The following is a 21676-nucleotide window of genomic DNA, read 5'->3' as shown; positions in this document are numbered from 1 at the left end:
GAACCCGTGTTCAACTCCAGAAAGAACCGGTCAGCCGCTCCGGTTAATCAACTGACCGTAGCCCGGTAATAGAGAAACGCCTGCTGGATATGTTCACGTATCTGCTTGTCGTCCCAGGGTTTCGTGAGGAACTTGTAGATGGCCCCTTCGTTGATGGCGTCGGTGACCGACTTCAGGTCGGTATACCCTGACAACACGATGCGGACGGTTTCCGGGTGAATCGTTTTGACCTCACTCAGAAAATCGGTGCCGGACATCTCCGGCATACGCTGGTCAGACACAATCACCTGCACCTGGTTTGCGGCGAGCAAACTGAATGCTTCTTTGACACTGGTAGTGGCCAGTATGCGATAACCATCACGCCGCAGTAACCGGGTCAGTGCACGCAGTATGTTTTCTTCGTCATCCAGCAGGAGCAGCGTACGCTCCTGCTCGCTACGGTCACTGCTACCGGTTGCCATTGTGTTCCCCGCACCCTGGTCATTCAGAAATGCCAGCAGATCATCAAACGGCATGGGCCTGGCAAAAGCGAAACCCTGAAGAAGGTCGCAATGGTTTTTCCGCAGGTAGGTGGCGTGTGCTTCGGTTTCAACCCCTTCGGCGACCACTTCCAGGCCCAGGTGATGGGCCATGGAGATAACACCCTGAGTGATGGCGGCATCACTGCGGTTCTCGATAACATCCTTGATAAAGGACCGGTCAATCTTGATCTTGTTGGCGGGCAGCAGCTTGATATAACTGAGACTGGAAAATCCGGTTCCGAAATCATCAATGGCAATGTGGACCCCGAGCCCGCGAATGGCATGGAGGGTCTCGATAACACGATCTGTATCCAGAAGTATGGCAGATTCCACCACCTCCAGCTCCAGGCTCTCCGGCGGAAGACCGGACGCCTTGAGGGCGTTGGTGACCGTGCGGATAAAGCCTTCTTTGCGTAGCTGGATCGGCGATACGTTGACCGAGATCGAGCAATGTCGGAAGCCCCGTGAGTGCAGATGAACCATGTCGCGACAGGCCTTCCGCAGAACCCATTCGCCCAGGGCGATGATCTGCCCGGTTTCTTCCGCCAGGGGGATGAAATCGGCGGGGGAGATCAGTCCCCGGGTCGGGTGTTGCCAGCGAACCAGAGCCTCGACGTTCCGGGTCTGCCCGGTGCGGGCATCAATCAGCGGCTGGTAATAGACGGAAAGCTGCTCCTGGTCGATGGCGTCCTGCAGTTCATTTCGCAGGGCAACCCGGTAGCTGGCTTCCTCGTTGAATTCCTGGGAATACCATTGGTAAGTGTTGCGCCCCTGCTGCTTGGCACGATACATGGCCAGGTCGGCCTGCTGCAGCAGCGCCATGGGTTTTTCGAGACTGCCGTCGGTGGTGGAGATGCCGACGCTGGCGGTCAGGTGAATGGTTTTGCCATCCAGGTGGTAGGGGTTGGCAATCTCATGAATGGCCGTCTCCACCACAATCACGGCGTCCTCGGCCTGGGCCAGGTCCGGCAGCAATATGATGAACTCGTCACCGCTGATCCGGGCAACGGTGTCGCCGGAGCGCACCAGCGCCTTCAGGCGCCTGCCCACTTCAATCAGCAGCTGGTCGCCAAAGCGGTGCCCGAGAGAGTCGTTGATCAGCTTGAAACCATCCAGGTCGAGAAACAACAGGGCGATGGTCCGTCCATAGCGCCGGGATAACTGGCATGCCTGGCTCAACCGGTCTTCCAGCAGGGTGCGGTTTGGCAGCCCGGTGAGGACATCGTGGCTGATGTTGAACGCCAGCTCGTGTTCGGCTGATTTACGCTCCGAGATGTCGTTCTGAACACCGATAAAATGGGTGATCTCACCCTGCTCATCGCGCATGGGCGAGATGTACAGATCGTTCCAGAAAGGCGAGCCATCCTTGCGGTAGTTTCTCAGCACTGCCGAGATGTCGGTACCCTTTTTCAGTCCGCGTCTTATTTCCGACAGGCCCTGCTCGTTACTCAGGTCAAAGTCATTACCCTGCAGAAAACGGCAATTCTGGCCGATCGCTTCCTCTGCGCTGTAGCCGGTGATCTTCTCAAACGCCCTGTTAACATAGATGATGGGCGAGTCGTCCTGCCGGGCATCGGCGATGACGATGCCGTTGGAGCTCGATTCGATACTGCGTTTGAACAGCCTTAGCTGGCGGCTGTTATCCAGCTGTGAGGTGACATCCGTGATCATCAGCACCTGCAGGGGGCGGTGGTTGATGGTCATGTTGGTGCTGACCATTTCCACGATCATTTCCTCACCGTCGCGGCGCTGGTGTCTCTCCAGTGTCCCGCCTTCGCGCAAAAGAATGCCCTCGGAGGATAGCCTGGGCGGTGCGTGAACAGGAGCGCGAAGTTTATCCAGGGTCAGACGGTCGAGTTCATCGTTGCTGTATCCGTAGAGTGCCCTGGCAGCTTCGTTCATGGAGACCAGGACCAGCGACCCCGGGGCCACCAGGCACATGGGCGCAGGGTTACTCTCAAACAGCAGCCGGTAGTGACTCTCACTGTTCGCCAGGTTTTCTGTCGCCATGGCCCGGTCGATGGCGTAGCGGATACTGCGGATCAGGGTATAGCCATCAAGGCTTCCCTTGACCAGGTAATCCGCTGCTCCCAGCTCGACGGCGCGCGCGTCCAGCTCTTCATCTCCCTGGCCTGTCAGCAGAATGAAGGGGGTGGTGATGCTCCGCTCACGGGCTTCCCGGATCAGATCAATCCCGGAATCCGGGCCCAGGCGGAGATCCACCAGCGCTATGGCGTAATCGCCTGTCTCCAGTGCAGCCATGCCGTCGCTGGCGGAGTCCACCCAGTCCAGCCGGGTGTTCACCGGGCTACTGTCCTGCAGCAGGTCGCGGGTAATCAGGTAATCGTCTTCGTCGTCTTCAATCAGCAGGATGCGCAGCAGGGGCTCAGTCTCGGTCATAACGCTCCGGTCTTCCTGGCAGGATTGCGGTGGTTGCCCAGTAGCTCGTCAGCGAGGAAACAACATCCAGCAGCCCTGAATAGCTTGATGGTTTGACAATGTAGGAGTTGGCACCTGTCTGGTAACAATAGCGAACATCATCTTCATTGCCTGATGTGGTCATGATAATCGTCGGGATGGTGCGCAGCCTGGGGTCGGACTTGATTTCCTGCAGCGCCTCCCGACCGTCTTTCAGTGGCATGTTGAGATCCAGCAGTATCAGGTCCGGGCATACAATGGACGCATCAGGATCATCCGGTAGTTGCTCCTCTCCGTTAAGGAAGCGCATCAGTTGAACGCCATCGTGGGCGAAGCAAATCCGACAGTTGTGACAGCGCTCTGCGAACGCCTCTTTCATCATCAGCCGGTCGTCAGGATCATCCTCGGCAATCAGAATCATCGGTATTGTTCCGGGATCAGTCATTGCTGCTTCCTTTCGTCTGATTGCTGGTTGGAAAGTGGATTCGGAAAGTCGTTCCATGATCGACTTTGCTTTCAACGGATACCGTTGCGCTGTGGCGGTCCAGTATCTTTTTCACAATTGCCAGACCGATGCCGGAACCCTGGAAGGCCTGTTTATGCAAGCGCTGAAACGGCTGGAACAGTTTTTCAACGTATCGATTATCAAACCCTACCCCGTTGTCCCTGACGACCAGAGTCCAGTGCTCATCCGTATGGTCTTCAGGGTAGACCCATACCTGGGGGCTTTGGCCAGGCTTGTGGAACTTGACCGCATTGCTCAGCAGGTTCTGAAAAACCTGTCGAAGCTGAGTGGCGTCCCCGGTAATCGGTGGAAGCGGACTGATGTCGATCACGGCATTTTCCCTGGAGACGGACGTTTCCATATCCTGCAGTACCTCGCCGAGAATGCGATTGCTATCGCAGACGGTTAATGGCTGTGCCCGGGTTGTCACTCTGGAATAGGTTAGCAGGTCCTGGATCAGTGACTGCATGCGCCTGGCGGCCGATTGCATCCGTTGCAGATAATCCTGTTCCTGATCGTTAAATCGGTCTGGCCGCGACAGAAGCCGGTCCGAGAAGGCCTGAATCTTGCGTAGGGGCTCCTGGAGGTCGTGGGAGGCTACGAAGGCGAAATCCTGAAGCTCACGGTTGCTGCGCTCCAGTTCAGCCATGGTCTCTTCCAGCTTCTTTTGCGCCTGTTTACGATCATTTATGCTGCGATAGTAGACGGCCAGGCCTTCATCCGATGGGTAGGCACTGACCTCCAGCCAGTTATCCAGGGGGGCGTAATAGGCCTCGAAGGATACCGACTCGCCGGTCACCATGGCGTGTCGGTAGTGCCTTTCAAACTCGCTGGCCTGCGCCGCGGGGAACATCTCCCAGAGGGTGTTGCCCAGAAGTGCCCCACGGCTCTCCCTGAGCAACTCCTCCGAACGCTGGTTGACGTAGGTGAACCGCCATTCACGATCAAGGGTAAAAAAGGCGTCGGTAATGCTCTCGAAGATGATGGCCTGACGCTCGGCAAACCGCCGGATCTGCTCCATGGCCTGGTGGGAAGCAGTGATGTCCTGAAGGCCGCCCTGTATTTGCACAATCCGGCCATTTCCATCCTTCACCGCCTGTCCGATAGCCCGGACCCATCGTAAGCGGCCCAGCCGGGTGCGGATCTGAACTTCTTCATCGAAGGGGATTCCCGTGTGCATGCACATGTTCATGGCGTGGGTTATTGTTTCCCTGCCGTCCGGTGTATAGAACCCGAGTCCCTCTTCAAGGGCTGGCACTGCGCCAATCGGCATCTCGAAAATATCGAACATGGCACGGGTCCAGCGGGTCTCGCCGGTGCTTGCCTCGACCACCCAGCCGCCTATGCGGGCGGCTTTCTCAGCAATTTTCAACAGCGTTTCACTTTCCCGCAGTTTTTCCTGCGTGTGGCGAATTTCTGTGGTATCACGGGCGGCCACATAAATCAGATCATCTGAGCTGAGGGTGGCGCTGAGTTCAAGCCAGTGCTCTGAACCGTTTTTGTTCATTATACGGACATGAAGATCCCTGATGGTTTCTCCGGCTACCAGTGCAGCCACCGCTTCCTCAACCCTGGCCTGATCATCCTTTTGAATCAGTTGCATGTAGGAAGCACCCAGCAGTTCTTCCCGCTCGTATCCGAGCACGTCCACAAAGGCATTGTTGAGTTCGAAAAAGTGGCTGTTCAGATCAACGATGCAGAACATGTCCGGTGAGAGGGAGAAGAACTGGTCTCTCTCCCGCATCAGTGTTTCCGCAACCAGCTGGTCGGTCATGTCCCGGCCCACACAGAACAGCGCCCGGTCTGCCTCTGACCATTCGGCTGTCCATGAAACGGTCACAATGTGGCCGTCCCGGTGACGCAGGTGGTTGCGAAAACCATCGCTGATCTGGCGTTCGCCCGCCATCAATTTGCGCATCTCTTCGGCTGTGGCTTCTCGGTCTACGGGCGGGATGAGAACGTGGTAGGGTTCTCCGATTAGCTGGTCCGGTCGGTAGCCGAGGATATCTTCCGCGGCGGGATTGATGGACGTGAACAGACCCTTTGAGTCGACGGAACACAGAATGTCGCGGGAAAACTCCATGATGCGTTCATTGGTCTGTCTGAGTGACAGTTCGCGGGCCAGATGGGCGTTCACGGTGCTGTTGAGTTTTCGCAGGCTGTGGGTGCGCCGTTCGGACTCCTGCCAGAACAGATGGCTGAGCATCATCAGGAAGCTGAGTATCAGGCCGGTAAACAGTACCACTGGAGGAAGATACAGCACAGTGGCGGCAAGCCCGCCTTCCCGGGTGTACACTTCAATCCGCCACGCGCTGTCGTGGTGAGGGTGGGTGTCTCGGGTTGCCAGTGGGATGCGGGTTCCCGTTGCGGTCTCCGGGGAACGATCGAAAATCAGAATGTTCCGGTAATAAACCCTGAGGCTCAGATCGCCATCGTAGTGCTTTAACAGGCTGCCGTAGGCGTCTTCCAGATCAATCACCGCAAAAATGACCCAGGGCTGTCCGACAATTGCTCTTGCGGGATAGGCGACCATGGCATGCATGCGGCCGGCTTCATCCGGCTTGGGCGGGCTGAGATGCGGCCGACTGGTATTGGTCACGTGATCCAGCCACGTCTGGTTGCCCGGTGTTGCCAGGAAACTGTTCAGCCAGTGCCGGTGCTGCTCGGTGCGGGAATGAATACCCACGGGTTGCCCGTCCGGGGTCAGCATGCCGATAAGCTGTATTTCACGGAAGTCATTCAGGTAACTCTGTACTTCCTGTGTCCATTCCCGTTGCGCGGGTGCCCCTGTCAGCAGTTCCTGTCGCTCTGCAAGCCTGCGAATCAGCGCCAGGTCGTCATTGAAAGTTGCCGTGCTGGAGGCTTTCAACTGCTCAGCCAGAATTTCCGCCCGGTCTTGCAGGCTATCGCTGTTCTGTACACGCATGGCGTGCCATATGATGGTGGTCAGCGCTATGCTGCAGACGCCGACCAGTACCAGTCGGGCCGAAAAATCGGGCAGGTTACGCCTGTTAATGGTGTGAAGAAGGGGCAGAACCATGCCCACCAGAATGGCCAGGGGGCTGACAATGATGGTGGATTCCGGAATAGTGCCAAGACTGAAATTCTGAAGGGGCGGGTGCCAGTAGGAAAGCAGGGACAACAGGCCCTGGGTCACGACGATTAAGCCGCACAGCAGCCCCACACGCTTCCTCCAGCGACCGTAAATCGCCGCAAGCAGGGACAGCTCCGTAAGAAGTACCACCACCAGAAGAGGCTTGCTGATGGCCAGCATTGCCAGTGAATCCGCGGCTGGAGTCCAGGGCAGCACAACCTGAAACAGGGCGATGATAATGGTGACGCAGGCCAGTACAAGAGCTGCCGGGATTCTGCGAAACACCAGCGCCAACAGCGAGGCCCCGATCAAAACGGACACCAGCCCGCCGCCGGGCGATAGCGAAACCCGCCCATTGGCATTGCCACCCAGGGAGAAATGATCGACAAAAATCACCAGCCCGATGGCTATAAGTGCGATCGCCAGGGACAGCACCAGGCAGAATCGCCCAACCACGGGGTTGCGCTCCTCTTTCATTCGTTCAGTACCTGCGGCCCCAGCAACCTCAGGATCTCGTCCGCCGTAGTCACGCCGCCGCGGAGTTTTTCCAGGGCATCGTCCAGAAGAACCCGCATACCCTGCTCCCGGGCAATGGATTCAATCTGCATGGCGCTGGCGCCCTCGGTGATGGCAATCCGCAACTGATGATTCATGGTGAGCACTTCGTGGATGGCCACCCGACCCTTGTAGCCTTTATGGCACTTGTCACAACCCTTGCCCCGGTAAAAGATCAGTTCCGGCGACATGAATTCGGGCCCCAGCTGTTCCAGTATTTCCGTAGGGGCCTCCGTCTGCTCGCAGCAATGGGGGCAGATTCGCCGCACCAGACGCTGGGCGATGATGGCCTCCAGGGTAGAGGCGAGCACGAATGGCTTCAGGTTGAGGTCCAGCAGGCGAGCCACAGTGGCGGCAGCGGAACTGGTGTGCAGCGTGGAGTAGACCAGGTGGCCGGTCATGGCAGCATGGAAGGCGACGTCGGCGGTTTCCTCGTCTCGGATTTCGCCCAGCAGGATTACGTCCGGATCCTGTCGCAGAATCGCACGCAGTACGCTGGCAAAGCTCAGGCCGATACGATCCTTTACCGGTACCTGGCCCGCCATGTCGACATGGAACTCCACCGGGTCCTCGATGGTGACGTAATTGCGCTCCGGTGAGGCATTGTGCTGCAACAGGGCATACAGGGTGGTGGTTTTGCCGCTGCCGGTGGGGCCGGTGGCCAGGATAATGCCCTGGGGCTTGGCGACCACATGGAGCAGGCGCCTGAGGTTGTGCTCTGACAGCCCCATGTCCTCCAGGGACTGGGCGGACGACTGCCGCTCCAGTACCCGCATGACGACTTTCTCGCCATTAATGGTGGGCAGGGTGGAAATCCGCAGGTCAACGATTTTCATCGGCGTCTTGACGGTGATGCGCCCGTCCTGGGGCTTTCGCCTTTCGGTAATGTCCAGCTCCGCCATCACCTTGATACGGGACACTACCGACATCAGCAGGTTGGTGGGGATGTGGATCTTGTCCTGCAACACTCCGTCAATGCGATAACGCACCACCAGCGACTTGGTGCGGGGGTGAACGTGAATGTCGCTGGCGCCCAGGCGCAGGGCTTCCAGAATGATGGCATTGACCAGACGAATCGCCGGAGGCTCTTCGGAGCTTCCCAGCAGCTGCTCCAGGGACTCGTTGTCACTGTCTTCGTCCAGGACGATTTCAATACCCTCGTAAGGGTCATCGGTACCCACCTTGGTGGCGATGTCGTCCAGATCGCTGGTTTCCCCGAAAATTTCTGTCAGCTTTGCCTGCATCTGGCTGGTTTCGCACAGCAGCGGGTGAATGGTGTAGCCGGTCATGAACCCCAGTTCGTCAATAAGATTCACGTCCATGGGGTCGACCATGGCCAGGCGTAACCGCTGGCCCTGGACTCTTAGTGGCAGCACCAGCTGGCGGGTGCAGATCTTCTGAGGTACCAGGGACATCAGCGCCGGGTCCGGCTGGAATTCGCGGAGATCGATTTCCTCGAACAGCATGTCGTCCCGCAGCATCTCGAAGACTTTGCGGAAGTCGACCCACTCATGCTTGAGCAACTGGCGGACCACGGGGGTTTTGTGGCTCTGCATTTCCCGGTGCAGCTGCTGGATCTGCTGGGGGTTGAGCCAGCCTTTCTTGTGCAGCAGGATGGCAAGCTGGCTGCGGTTGGTGGCCGTCAGCTTGCTGATGGTTTCCAGGTCCTTGTGCTGCTTTTTGGTCTGTTGCTCCAGGGCCCGTGTGCGCTGGATGAGTTCGTACTGCTCCAGGGCCAGGGCGATGGTCAGGCGAATGTCATCATCATTCCAGGGTTTGAGAATGAACCGGTAAACTGCCCCTTCCTTGATCGAGCCCATCACGGCATCGGTATTGGCGTGTCCGGTCAGCATGATGCGGATGGTGTTCGGCCAGCGTTCGCGAACGTCCTTCAGTAATTCGCTGCCGTTCATGCCGGGCATCATGAAGTCGGTCATGATCAGCTCGACCGGCTGCTTTTCCATGATACGCAGGGCTTCATTGCCATTGCTGGCAAACAGCAGCTCGTAGTTCTCGCGCTGGAACACCCGCCGCAGGGACGCCAGGATGTTGGGTTCGTCATCCACCAGCAGCAGCCGGTAGGGCGCTTTTTTCTGCTTGGTTACCGGATCGGATCTGTCATCCGGCTCCTGGTTGAAGAACAGCGAGGCGTAGCGTTTAGCCATGATCAATCCTTAACTGACCGGCAGCAACAGGGTGACACGGGTGCCCGTGCCTTCCCTGCTCTCGATCTGAATGGTGCCCCGGTGAGCGCGTACCGTATCCCGGGCAACGGTCAGGCCCAGGCCGGTGCCCGACCCTACCGGTCGGCTGGTATAAAAGGCGTCGAAGACCTGTTCGCGAAGGGCTTCCGGAATGCCGCAGCCGTTATCCTGAATCACTACCCGGATACCGTCGCTGTCGACACTGGTTTTCGCGAGGATCCGGCCGGCCCTGCCCTCAGCCCCGGCGTCCTGTTCCTGACCTTTGAGCGCCTGTGCGGCATTGTCGAGCAGGTTGTAAAAGGTTTGCGACAATCGCGACGGATGTCCCGAGATCTTTGGCAGTTCGCCCGGCTTCTCCAGAATCTCCAGATCCTGGCCATAGTCGGTCTGGAGCAGATGCACGGCACTGGCCAGCAACTCATTGACGTCACACAGGGTATAGTCGGCCTGGTCAATGCTGGAGAAGGTTTTCAGGTCGGAGACAATGCTGGCGATACGGCGGGCGCCATCGGAAGACTCTCGGATCAGGTCGTCGAAATCATCCAGCAGTTCCCGGTTCTGATCGGAATCCGGAACCAGCTCCCGCAAATCGTTAACGTATTCATCAGCCACCTTGAGGTTGCTGGAAATGAAACCGATCGGGTTGTTGATCTCATGGGCCACGCCCGCCGCCAGCTGCCCGACGGAGCGCAGTCGCGCGCTCTCGTACAGATCCATCTGCGCCTGTTTGATCACCGTTACCTGCTCATCCACCTTGTCCTGCAGCTGGTCGGACAGCACACGGTAACGGGCTTCCGAGGCCTTCAGGGCCTCGTTCTGCTTCTGCAGTTCGGCGTAGCTGGCCTCGGTGGTGTCGTGGTGCAGGTTGGCAGCCAGCCGATACTTGGCAATGAACATCATCAGAAACGACACCAGGTCCGCGGCAGCAAGACGCTCCTGTTCGGAGCTGCCGCCGGACAGCCAGCCCACGGTTTCCAGATTGAATTCCAGCGCCAGCGCATCCGCTTTTCTGTCGCTGCCAATCTCGACGGGGTTACGGCACAGGGTGCTGAGCATCCGGTTCAGGCGCTGCAGTTGATCGCTGGTAAGCAGATCTTCGAGTGTGGGGTCGTCTTCAAAGTTACGCACGAATTTCCTCGCTGGCGGCGCTCAGTTGCCGGATAAACGTGTCGCGGTCAATGCCGTGGTCAGTGTCCAGGGCGAATTCCCGGTCCACTTCGGTGTAGAGCCGGTCCAGCAGTATCCGGAAAGTCTCCAGAACCCCCTTGCCATGAAGGGCGGATGCCATTTGCAGCGGTGCCCAGGGCGTTTCCGCCCAGCGCTGCTGGAGTTCAGTGTCGCCAACCACGCCGGGGAGATCGCGCTTGTTGAACTGGACTGCCATGGGCAGGGTGTCGATATCCAGCCCGACCTTCTCCAGGTTTTCCTCCAGATTTCCGAACGCCGTGGCGTTATTGTCCTGCTGGCTGGTCTGGGAGTCCGCCACAAACACCACGGCGTCCGCGCGGGACAGCACCGCCTTGCGGGTGCTGTCATGCTGCACCTGGCCCGGCACGGTATACAGCTTCAGGCGCAGATCCAGCCCGGAATCGCCTTTCAGGCCGATGGGCAGCATATCGAAGAACAGGGTGCGGTCGTCGCGGGTCTCCAGCACCATCAGTTCGCCCTTGCGCTGGGGGTTCAGCAGGGAGTGCAGCTGCATCAGGTTGGTGGTTTTGCCACTCAGGGCAGGGCCGTAAAACACCACCTTCAGGGCCAGCCTGTTGTCTTCAGGACTATGATCCGCCATCAGAACCTCATTGGTCGCCGATCAGCACGGAGCCGTCAGCATCGCGATGAACGCGGGTAATGCCCGGGTTATTCTTTTCCAGGCGCAGCAGTTCCTGCTCCCGGGCCTTGATCATCTGGCGCTGGGCGGTCACTTCATCCAGCAGGCGCTGGTTTTCGGACTTCAGCTCGTAGATATCAATGGCGGATTTAATGGCAGCGACTACCTCGTAGTCATCCCAGGGCTTGGACAGGTAGCGATAGACCTCCGCCTGATTGATGGCCTTGATCATGGAATTGCGGTCGCCGTAGGCGCTCAATACCAGACGAACGGCGTTTGGCTGGCGCTGTTTGGCAAACTGCAAATAGGTTACACCATCGGCAGTCGGCATCTGATAGTCGGAGATGATGACGGCATAATTGTGCTCCAGTAGCCCGCCCAGTGCGGCTTCGACGTTGTCGTAGGTATGAATCTCCCAGCCGTTGGGGCGCAGCAGGCGCTTGAGGGCACTGAGGATGTTGGGTTCATCGTCCACCAGCTGAATTTTGATCATGATGCTGTCTCCGTTTCTTCCTCGGCCGGACGGTGCACATACACCGTGTAGTGGGTACCGTCCGGTTCGCCTTTTTCGAACGCCACCAGTTTGTCGATAAGTAGGGATGTCAGTTCCTTGCCCTCGTTCAGCAACAGCATGCCGGACGCCGCATAAAGGTTGCGGGCCAGTACCATGCCTGCCTTCAGTCGCAGGGTGTCGAGCGCCGCGATATCCGGGTCTTCATGCTCTACATCCGGAGCGACCTCAATGCACACTTCCAGGAAACGGTCCGCAATCTCCGGATCGTAAAGCCGTTCCCGGTAGCGTTTGATCAGTTTCAGGGCGTTATCACGGGAAACCCGGCGCTCCAGGATCAGGCCGTACTGGAGTTCGATGAAATCCACGGCCAGCCGGAGGATGCGGGACGCCAGGGGAATCTCGGTACCTTCGAGCCTCTCGGGAACGCCGTAGCCGTTCCATTTTTCCTGATGGTGGCGGATGATTCGCGCGGTTTCTTTCAGCGGCTCCAGGGCCATCAACAGCTGTTCACTGTTGACCGGGTATTTCAGGAACTCCAGGCGCTGCTCTTTGGTGAGCAGATCGGACGGGGCCTTGAACAGCTCGTCGGGCCAGCTCAGCTTGCCGAGATTGTAGAGGGCGGCCGCCATATACAGGTTCCGGGAGAGGTCTTCGTCCAGCTGGTGGTATTCGGCATAGGCCTTCACCAGGCCGATTACCTTGGCGTTGGGCTGGCGGTTGGCCGGCAGCCGCTTGTTGATCAGCGTGGAAAAGACTTCGGTGGTGGTGACATAGCTTTGCTTCAGTTCGGTGTAAGCCGCATCCAGCATGTCTGCGGTTTCCTTCAGCTCTTCGGTGCGGGCCTGTACCTTCTCTTCTAGGCCCGCATTGAGCGCCTGCAGCTCCTTGTTCTGCTTGCGGGTCAGCTTCTCCAGTGCCAGCCGGCGACGTTCCGAATACTGGAAGGCAAGGGCCTGGCGAATCACCAGTTTCAGCTCTTCGTCGTCCCAGGGCTTGCTGATGTAGCGGTATATCTGGCCATCGTTAATGGCCTTGATGGTGGAATTGATATCCGCGTAACCGGTCAGCAGTATGCGAATACACCAGGGCCACTTCTTCTTGATCTCGGACAGCAGGGTAGGGCCATCCATGCCGGGCATGCGGGCGTCCGAGATGACCAGGTCGAATCTCTGTTCATTGAGCAGCGCCAGCGCTTCCTCACCGGAGGCGACCGCGCGGATGTCGTAGGGCTCCTTGCGGAGTATCCTTTGCAGGCTACGGAGGATATTTTCCTCGTCATCCACCAGTAGCAGGCTGGCATTGGAGGGTAGAGACTCTGCCATGTTCAGCCCCACTCGTTGTCCGCTGTGGCCTCTGGCTGCGTCAGTGGCAGTGATATGCGGAAACAGGTGCCCTTGCCGGTGGAGGCGTGTTCCGCCGCGATGCTGCCATTATGTTTCTGGACGATGTTGAAAGACAGGGACAACCCCAGACCGGTGCCTTTGCCAACCGGTTTGGTGGTGAAAAAAGGCTCGAAAATCCGGTGCAGGTTCTCTTCGGCAATACCCTTGCCGTTGTCCTCCACTTCAACGATTGCCCAGTTGCCGTCGCAGCGGGTACGAACGATGATCTCGCCAAAATCGTCGATAGCGTGGGCGGCGTTTACCAGCAGGTTCATGACCACCTGGTTGATCTGGGAGCTGATGCACTCCACTTCAGGGAGCTCGCCAAATTCTTTGACCACAGTGGCTTTGTATTTCAGCTCGTTGTTGACCACGTTCAGGGTGGTTTCAATACCACGGTGCAGGTCCGCCAGTTTGAATTCCTCATCGTCGATATGAGAGAAATCCTTCATTGCCGAAATGATGGTTTTGACCCGCTCGATACCCTCCCGGGATTCCGCCAGAAGATCCTTGAGATCATCCTTCAGAAAGCTGTAATCGATATTCTTTTTGATCGCACTCAGATCTTCCAGTGATGCTCCTGCGTCCACCGCATCGGTAAGCCTGAAAAGATCTTCCAGATAGGTGCCCAGGCTTTGCAGGTTGGAATAGACATAGCCCACGGGGTTATTGATTTCATGGGCAACCCCGGCCGCCAGTTGGCCAATGGCAGCTAGCTTCTCAGACTGCAGCAACTGCCGGTTTGCCTGCTCGAGCCTGGCGTTCAGCTGATCCTGCTCTGATGGATTGGGGTTGAGGTCCGACATAGTGATAGCCCGTTCGGCGGAGTGTTGCGGATGTCCGGGAAAAGCCAGCTTGAAGTGCCGCGCAATACCTTTAATCGAGATATGGGTTTATTCTTTTGAGCGTGGTTTCAGTATAGTGGTTTTGATCACCTTTCAACGTTACGTTTGGTATCCGGAATATTGGTTTTTATTGCCCGGTTATGCTGATCAGGAGATTGGGTATGGCGGCTGCGGATGTTCACTACCGGTTCCGGTTTGGCGACGACTCCGTTTGGGAGTGTGATGTGACATCCGCGGACGGTGATCAACCTGCTCTGACGGATAACCTGCCGGACTGGACGCGCCTGGGATTTCACCAGTGCAGCCACTGCCCGCTGTCCACTGAGGAGTACCGCCATTGCCCTTATGCTGTGGCGCTGGTTGAGCCTGCCAGGGCAACAGCCATGCGCGCCTCCCATGAACCGGTTACGGTCACGGTGACCTCCCGCTCACGAACCATAACGGCTGATACCACCCTGCAACGGGCCATGGGCTCGCTTATGGGATTGGTGGGCCCTTTTTCCGGTTGCCCGGTCACGCGCATCCTGCGGCCAATGGCGCGATTCCACCTGCCCCTGAGTTCACCGGACGAAACCCTGTTCAGGACCTTCGGCACCTATCTTCTGGGGCAATATCTCAGACAGCGCCAGGGCCTGGAAGGCGACTGGCAGATGACCTCGCTCAGCCAGGTGTACAGTGATTTACGTCTACTCAACCATGGTATGAGCAGCCGCCTGAGGGCCAGCCAGGACGAGGATGCAGGGGTGAACAGTTTTGTGTTGCTCGACCTGCTGGCTGCGGATGTCCGCTATGCGCTGGAGGAGTACGAGGGAGACCTGGATGACAGTTTCCGGGAATTTCTGGAGTGAACTCCCGGAAACTGGCGAGAAACGTTGAGGTTTTGTTAAATCTTGTTGAGTGCATCTTCAACAATCGGATCTTGCGCTATGATAGTTTGCTAATAAGACTAAGGTCGGAATGTGCCCTGAGCGACGATAAAGTCGGAAAAAGTACTCGGGGCGTTCCCGGTTCCGGTAGAGACTATGTTATATCGCCTGAAAACTGATTTTCGGCTGTCCATTATTACCCTGCTCGGAATCAGTGCGCTTCTGGGTATCAGTCCGTTTGCAGTGATGCGATTTGCTCAGGGCAACATGCTGGCAGGCATCGTTGATACGACGATTATGCTCGCCATCATGGCGGGCATGATCTATGCGTGGATAACCGGCGATACCGCTCGTACCGGCCTGGCAATGGCCATTATAGCCTGCGCTGGTGCCGTTACGGTTGGCGCTGTCGTTGGGGAGCCTGGCCTGTTCTGGTTATACCCCTGCCTGGTGACCAGCTTCTTCCTCACCGAGTCCCGCTACGCCATAGTCATTAATCTGGCTGCTGTGATCACCTTGATGGTACATGGCGTTGCTTTCAGTTCCACCATCCAGATGTGGTCATTTTCCGCCACAGCCGTAGTGGTCAGTTGCTGCGCCTATGTCTTCGCCCACCGCAACGAAAACCAGCGTGAGCGTTTGGAGCATCTGGCCACCATTGATCCGCTGACCGGGGTCAAGAATCGCCGTTCCATGGACGAAGAATTGGCAATGGCGGCCGCCAGTGCCGCCAGAACGGGGATTTCCTATGCCCTGGTGTTACTGGATATTGATCACTTCAAAAAGATCAACGACGCCCACGGCCACAGTGTGGGGGATGACGTACTGACGGAAATGGTGGCTCTGATTGAGCAGAATATTCGCAAATCCGATCAGATGTTCCGGTTCGGTGGTGAGGAATTCGTGTTGCTGATGAGTGGTGTGGATGAAACCGGGCTGAGGGCGGTGATGCATAACCTGCAACACATCATGCACAAGTTTCTGAAGCATCCAGGCGGAAAGGTGACCGCCTCGTTCGGGGTTGCCCTGCTAAAAGACGGCGAAACGCCTGACAACTGGCTGGCGCGGGCCGATGAGGCACTTTATAAAGCCAAGGCCAGCGGCCGCGACCAGATTGTTTATGCGGACGACATGGCTGCTCAGGAGCCGGCACCAGAGACAGCCTGACGGTTTTATGTTTCCGGTTCTGGTGCGAACAGGAACAACCGCAACCCGAGCAAGATACTGGCGGATGCCAGACCACTTGTCAGTCCCACCCAGAAACCGGCAGCGCCCATAGCCGGCAACAGCCAGTCGGTAAACGTCAACACCCAGCCCAGGGGCAAACCAACGATCCAGAATGAAAACAGCATGATGAACATGGGAATGCTGGTGTCCTTGTAGCCCCGCAGGGCACTGATGCAGGTAACCTGGATGACATCGGCGATCTGGAAGAAGGCGGCGTATACCAGCAGGGTGACGGTGACGGCGCGGACGTCCGCATCACTGGTGTACAGCGCCGCAATGGCGTCGGCAAAGACAAACAGCATAACGGCAAACACCAGCGCCACCGCCGACGCAAGAATCAGCGAGCTGCGGGCAATGAGCCGGGCGGTGTCCGGCGCCCTGGCCCCCATCAGAAAACTCACCCGCAAGGTCAGCGCCATACCGATGCTCAATGGCAGCATGAACAACAGTGAGACCACGTTCAGGGCAATCTGATGTCCCGCTACAATCACTGGCCCCAGGGGCGCCAGAAACAGAGCAATTACCGAAAACATGCTGGCTTCCACAAAAATGGTAAAACCAATGGGAATGCCCAGGCGCAGGATGTAGCGGATGCCGTCGGCGTCCGGTTTTGCCCAGTCGGCAAGCAGGTGAAACCGGCGGTAGACAGCGCTCCTGTTCAGGTAGACCAGCAGTGCAATGGCCGCAATGCCGTTGGAGATCGAGGTGGCCCAGCCGCAGCCGATACCGCCCATGGCGGGGAGCCCGAGCTTGCCGTAGATGAATATGTAGTTGAGGGGCAGGTTGATCAGGGTGCCGAGCACCGAGAATGCCATAATCACCCGGGTATGCCCCAGCCCGTCCGTCAGCCCCCGCAGTGCCATCATCAGCAGCATGGCAGGAATGCCCCAGGCAAAAGCATCCAGGTAGCCCTGGCTGATACGGGCGGTGTTGGCTTCCAGGTTCAGGGCGCTGAGCACCGGGTGCACGTTGGTCAGCAGCAGGATCATGATCACCGAGCCAGCAGCGGCTATATACAACCCCTGCCAGGTAGCGGGCATGATCTTTTCAGTGGTGCGGGCGCCGTTGTAGCCGGAGATAATCGGTTGCAGAGCACCCAGCAGCCCCATGAAGAACAGGAAAACGGGCATCCACAGGCTGCTGCCGATGCCTACGGCGGCCAGATCCTCGGCGCTGGCATGGCCGGCCATCACGGTATCGATAACGCCATTGGCCATCTGGGCGACCTGGGCAATCAGGATCGGGCCGCCAAGAATCGCCAGCGTGCGCCACTCGGTCAGCGTGCGGCTGACCAGCGGCTGACGGGCTTCGGGTAACGGCTGATGGACTTCATCCATGGATCGCCTGCCTGGCTCTGGGTAAAACGGAATGAATCAGAAAGGCGGGATGGTACCTTATTCACTGCCCGGGGTGGCATAGGGTGTTTCCGCTGCGCCTGTGTACAAGGCGGCCCGGGAACGGGTAAAGTGCCGCACTCACGGTTTTCAGGTATCGCTAGCATGGGTCTTCTGGTCTTTGTCACAGTTCTGTGGGCGTTTTCATTCAGCCTTATCGGCGAATTTCTGGCCGGGCGAGTGGACAGCGATTTCGCTGTGCTGACCCGGGTATTGCTTGGGGCTCTGGTGTTCCTGCCCTTTACCCGCTGGCGCGGAGTGCCTGGCGGCTTGAAGCTGGGTGTTCTGGTGACTGGCATGCTGCAGTTCGGCATCACCTATTTATGCCTGTACCGCTCATTCAGCTATCTGACGGTACCGGAAGTTCTGCTGTTCACTATCTTCACGCCACTGTATGTCACCCTGATTGACGATGCGCTCTACCGTCGGTTTTCGCCGGTTGCCCTGGTGGCTGCGGCGGTTGCCACCCTTGGCGCGGGCATTATCCGCTACGATGGTCTCAGCCAGGGCTTTATCACCGGTTTCCTGTTGCTGCAGGTGGCAAATTTCACCTTTGCAGCGGGCCAGGTGGGCTACAAGCACACCATGATGCGGTTCCCGACCGAGGTGCCAGCGTATCGCACCTTCGGCTACTTCTTCTTCGGCGCTCTCATTATCGCCCTCCCTTCTTTCCTGATATTCGGTGATGCCAGCCGTCTGCCAACCACTTCCCTGCAATGGGGCATTCTTGCCTGGCTGGGCCTTGCCGCATCGGGCGTGGGTCTGTTCCTGTGGAACCGCGGCGCTTGCGTTGTGGATGCCGGCACACTGGCCATCATGAACAATGCCCTGGTACCTGCGGGGCTGATCGTCAATTTGCTGATCTGGAACCGGGACGCCGACCTGTTGCGCCTCGCCCTTGGTGGCAGCGTTATTGCGTTTTCCCTTTGGGTAAACGCCCGCTTCCACCCACGGGCTCGGCTCGCTGTTTCGGCATAAGTACCTGCACGGACTAAGGTTCTCCAGACTTCCGCCGTTACACTCCTTCACGCAGGGTAACCCTTGATGAACGTCAATAATGTTCGTCAGGGGCTATCATTGCGCTCCCGTTTTTCCCCTGTAGTCAGCCCCCGAGTCAGAAGGTCCGTTTATGCGTAATAATCTCCCGGTAACCCAGCGTGAAATCAGAATGTCCGAGGGCGGCCGGTTGATCACTACCACCGATACCAGAGGGGTGATCACCTACTGCAATGATGAATTTGTGGAGATCAGCGGCTTTGCCAGGGAAGAATTGGTGGGACAGCCCCACAATGTGATTCGTCATCCGGACATGCCACCGGTGGTCTACAAGGGCATGTGGGAATACCTCAAGGCCGGCAAGCCGTGGATGGGTGTGGTGAAGAACCGTGCCAGATCCGGAGACCATTATTGGGTCAGCGCTTACGTCACCCCGATTCTAGAGAACGGCAAGATGGTCGGCTACGAATCCGTGCGGGTCGCGCCCACTCGCGAACAGGTGGCCCGGGCAGAAAAGCTTTACCTGAAAATTTCCAGGGGCAGCAGTGCCGTCGATCTCCGTGGCCGACTGGTTTCCGTGCTGAAGTCGTGCTGGCCCTTTGCACTTTCGCTGGTTCTGAGTCTGGTGGCGTTAACCAGCCTGGGTAATACAGGAATGGCAGTGCTGGTTATTGTAGTGGCTCATGCGCTGGCTGCCGGGTTGACCCTGAAATCGGTTACCAGTCGGTTACAGCGGGTCCTCGATCTGCGCCCCGATGCCTTCAGCGATGCAGTTGTGGCAAGAACTTACAGCGATGAAAGCGGGCTGTTTTCGCGGCTGGTTATGCTGATGATGAGCGAGCAGGCGCGGATTCGTACCGCCCTGGCCCGTATCGACGACCAGGCAGAGCTGCTTTATGAGCAGGCCAGGGTGAGTCATCGCTACATCAATGAAGGGGCTGAAGCGATTGCCAGGCAGCGGGCAGAAACAGACCAGACGGCTTCTGCCGTGAATGAGATGACGGTTTCCATTCAGGAAGTGACACAAGCGGTTAACGACAATGCCCGGGTGGCGGATGATGCCAACCGCATGGCAGCGACTGGCAGCAAACGCAGTGGCGAGGCCCTCACAGCGATCGAGCAACTGGTTACCCGCGTCAACGGTATTGGCTCAGCGATTCAAAAGCTTGGCGAGTCCACCGAGAGCATTGGCGAAGCTGCCAGTCTGATCTCCGACATCGCAGAGCAGACCAACCTGCTGGCGTTGAACGCGGCCATCGAGGCCGCCCGTGCCGGCGAGCAGGGGCGTGGCTTTGCCGTGGTGGCGGATGAGGTCAGGTCATTGGCCCGCCGTACCCGTGATTCTACCGTGCGCATCCAGCATGTTATCGATGACTTCCGCACCCAGGTGGAAGAAGCTGTTCAGGCGACCCGCGAAGGTGAGCAGGATGCCGGCAGGGGCCTGGATAAAGTCCGGGAAGCAGAAACCTCGCTGCAGGAAATTGTGTCTTCAATCCAGGATATATCGGACAGCTTTATCAGCATGTCAGCCGCTTTCGAGGAGCAGAGCCAGGTCTCGGAGGAGATCAACCACCAGATCGTCAACATTGCCGAGCTGGCCGACCATAGCACTCAGAAAGCGGAATCGGCCAAGGAAAGCAGCGACCACCTGAGCGGCATGTCCAGAGGCCTGAAGGATCTGGTTTCCCGCTTCGTCAGCAAAAACGGCTAGTTAACAGCACAAGCGCCGACTGCGGGTACGCGCCGGTGCTGCTGTCGGCTGGCATCCTGTGCCCACTGCTGGCAAAATCCCGCCCCAATAGCTGAAGCAAGTCTTCGGTGTGCCTCTTACAATCGATTCATCAGCCTAAGCACAGGATGAGACAATGACTGATTCAAAATCGAACCCTATCCATCGGGGCCTGTGGTCTTCCCGGATGGCCTTTATCCTGGCTGCGACCGGTTCGGCCGTCGGGCTGGGTAATATCTGGAAATTCCCCTACGTGACCGGCGAGAATGGCGGTGGCGCCTTCGTGCTCGTCTACCTGCTGTGTATTGCTATCGTGGGTATTCCCATCATGATGGCGGAGGTGTTCATCGGCCGGAATGGCCGGCATAACCCCATCACCAGTTTCCGCCTGGTGGCCGAGCGCAACCTGGCGTCACCGGCGTGGCGAATCTCCGCCATTGTGGGTGTGTTGGCCGCGTTCATTATTCTGTCGTTCTATTCGGTAATCGGTGGCTGGGCCGCCTCCTATGTTGGCCACGCCGCCATGGGCGATTTTACCGGCCAGAGCGCGGATGCCATCGGTGAGTTATTTGGTGGCCTGCTCGCCAGTCCGGTTACGCTGCTGATCTGGCACAGTATCTTTATGGCACTGGTCATTTTTGTCGTGGCTCGTGGCCTCAAGTCCGGCCTGGAGCGGGCAGTGACCATTCTGATGCCGGCACTGTTTGTGCTGCTACTGATTGCGGTTGGCTACGCCACCACCACCGGCCACTTCGGCGAAGCGGTTGCCTTCCTGTTTACGCCCGACTTCAGCGCCCTGACCGTGGACGGTGTGCTGGTCGCCCTGGGCCATGCCTTCTTCACCCTGAGTCTGGGTATGGCCATCATGATGGCCTATGGCTCTTACCTGGCGGATGACGTCTCGATCGGACGTACCGCGATCACCGTTTCCATCATGGACACGGTTGTTGCGCTGATGGCCGGCCTGGCGATCTTCCCGGTGGTGTTTGCCAACGGCCTGGAGGCTGGTGCCGGCCCCGGCCTGATATTCCAGACCCTGCCGCTGGCCTTTGGCCAGATGCCGCTGGGTAGCGTATTCGGTGCCCTGTTCTTTGTGCTGCTGCTGTTTGCGGCCTGGACGTCGGCCATTTCCCTGCTGGAGCCGGTGGTGGAATGGCTGGAAGACAAGCTGATCTTCGGCCGTGTCGGCAGCACCGTTGTGGTGGGGCTGGCCTGCTGGCTGCTGGGTATTGCCTCGATTCTCTCCCTGAATGAATGGTCCGGCTTTGCACCCCTGGGCATGTTCGAGCGCTTCGAAGGCAATACCATTTTCGACCTGCTCGACTTCTTTACCGCGAACGTCATGCTGCCGTTGTCCGGCCTGCTGACCGCCCTGTTCATTGGCTGGGTGGTGGCAAAAGAGTCACTGAAGAGCAACCTGGCACTGGAAGGTGGAAGCTTTACCCTCTGGTATAACCTGGTTCGCTTCGTGACGCCGGTGGCGGTTGCCATCGTGTTTGTTTATAACCTGATAGCCTAGTAGCCCCGGCTGCGAAGGCAGATCAGGACGTCAAGAGAAGCCCGGCCGATAAATGGCCGGGCTTCTCTGTTCTACTCGT

Annotated in this window: 15 protein-coding genes; 5 read left to right on the top strand and 10 right to left on the bottom strand. The window is 58.0% G+C overall.

Annotated features, from left to right (window positions below; translation table 11 throughout):
- Window positions 1-47: 47 nt before the first annotated feature.
- The 9 genes from QPL94_RS01610 to QPL94_RS01570 are packed head-to-tail and all read right to left on the bottom strand — an operon-like array spanning window position 48 to window position 13827.
- On the bottom strand, window positions 48-2921 hold the full coding sequence (locus QPL94_RS01610; protein ID WP_285355070.1) for an EAL domain-containing protein: 2874 nt from the start codon (window positions 2919-2921) through the stop codon (window positions 48-50).
- Window positions 2908-3384 (bottom strand): response regulator, encoded by a 477-nt coding sequence (locus QPL94_RS01605; protein WP_285355069.1) that lies wholly within the window; start codon window positions 3382-3384, stop codon window positions 2908-2910. Before QPL94_RS01605 ends, QPL94_RS01610 begins: the two co-directional genes overlap by 14 nt.
- Window positions 3377-7015, bottom strand: a complete 3639-nt coding sequence (locus tag QPL94_RS01600) for a PAS domain S-box protein (RefSeq protein ID WP_285355068.1) — start codon at window positions 7013-7015, stop codon at window positions 3377-3379. Before QPL94_RS01600 ends, QPL94_RS01605 begins: the two co-directional genes overlap by 8 nt.
- Window positions 7012-9258 (bottom strand): ATPase, T2SS/T4P/T4SS family, encoded by a 2247-nt coding sequence (locus QPL94_RS01595; RefSeq protein WP_285355067.1) that lies wholly within the window; start codon window positions 9256-9258, stop codon window positions 7012-7014. Before QPL94_RS01595 ends, QPL94_RS01600 begins: the two co-directional genes overlap by 4 nt.
- A 9-nt stretch (window positions 9259-9267) precedes the next feature.
- Window positions 9268-10425, bottom strand: coding sequence for a sensor histidine kinase (locus QPL94_RS01590; RefSeq protein WP_285355066.1), 1158 nt, complete (start codon window positions 10423-10425; stop codon window positions 9268-9270).
- Window positions 10418-11086: a GTP-binding protein gene (locus tag QPL94_RS01585; RefSeq protein WP_285355065.1), complete on the bottom strand. Its 669-nt coding sequence runs from the start codon at window positions 11084-11086 to the stop codon at window positions 10418-10420. The genes QPL94_RS01590 and QPL94_RS01585 overlap by 8 nt, the downstream gene beginning before the upstream one ends.
- Window positions 11087-11093: 7 nt before the next feature.
- Window positions 11094-11618: a response regulator gene (locus QPL94_RS01580; RefSeq protein WP_285355064.1), complete on the bottom strand. Its 525-nt coding sequence runs from the start codon at window positions 11616-11618 to the stop codon at window positions 11094-11096.
- The gene (gene nosR / locus QPL94_RS01575; RefSeq protein ID WP_285355063.1) at window positions 11615-12961 is read right to left on the bottom strand and encodes a response regulator c-di-GMP phosphodiesterase, NosR family; all 1347 of its coding nucleotides are present in this window, start codon (window positions 12959-12961) and stop codon (window positions 11615-11617) included. The genes QPL94_RS01580 and nosR overlap by 4 nt, the downstream gene beginning before the upstream one ends.
- Window positions 12962-12963: 2 nt before the next feature.
- A complete protein-coding gene (locus QPL94_RS01570; RefSeq protein ID WP_285355062.1) occupies window positions 12964-13827 on the bottom strand; it encodes a sensor histidine kinase in 864 nt (287 codons plus the stop codon).
- Window positions 13828-14027: 200 nt separating this feature from the next.
- Here QPL94_RS01570 and QPL94_RS01565 point away from each other — a divergent pair, with 200 nt between their 5' ends.
- Window positions 14028-14714 carry a DUF6901 family protein gene (locus tag QPL94_RS01565; RefSeq protein ID WP_285355061.1) on the top strand — a complete coding sequence of 229 codons (687 nt, stop codon included), beginning with the start codon at window positions 14028-14030 and terminating at the stop codon, window positions 14712-14714.
- A gap of 174 nt (window positions 14715-14888) precedes the next feature.
- Window positions 14889-15899, top strand: a complete 1011-nt coding sequence (locus QPL94_RS01560) for a GGDEF domain-containing protein (protein WP_285355060.1) — start codon at window positions 14889-14891, stop codon at window positions 15897-15899.
- Window positions 15900-15904: 5 nt separating this feature from the next.
- Here QPL94_RS01560 and QPL94_RS01555 read toward each other — a convergent pair whose 3' ends face one another.
- A complete protein-coding gene (locus QPL94_RS01555; protein WP_285355059.1) occupies window positions 15905-17296 on the bottom strand; it encodes an MATE family efflux transporter in 1392 nt (463 codons plus the stop codon).
- 162 nt (window positions 17297-17458) lie between these two features.
- On the opposite strand from QPL94_RS01555, the gene QPL94_RS01550 reads away from it, so the two are divergent.
- The 3 genes from QPL94_RS01550 to QPL94_RS01540 all read left to right on the top strand — a co-directional run bounded on the left by QPL94_RS01550 (window position 17459) and on the right by QPL94_RS01540 (window position 21597).
- Entirely contained in the window at window positions 17459-18331 is an 873-nt protein-coding gene (locus QPL94_RS01550; protein ID WP_285355058.1) for an EamA family transporter, read from the top strand.
- Between the two features lie 151 nt (window positions 18332-18482).
- Window positions 18483-20060 (top strand): methyl-accepting chemotaxis protein, encoded by a 1578-nt coding sequence (locus QPL94_RS01545; protein ID WP_285355057.1) that lies wholly within the window; start codon window positions 18483-18485, stop codon window positions 20058-20060.
- Window positions 20061-20214: 154 nt separating this feature from the next.
- Entirely contained in the window at window positions 20215-21597 is a 1383-nt protein-coding gene (locus QPL94_RS01540) for a sodium-dependent transporter (protein WP_285355056.1), read from the top strand.
- Window positions 21598-21676: the final 79 nt, after the last annotated feature.

This window comes from Marinobacter sp. SS13-12 (assembly GCF_030227115.1).
Taxonomy (GTDB): domain Bacteria; phylum Pseudomonadota; class Gammaproteobacteria; order Pseudomonadales; family Oleiphilaceae; genus Marinobacter.
This window is presented reverse-complemented; position numbering and strand designations above follow the sequence as displayed.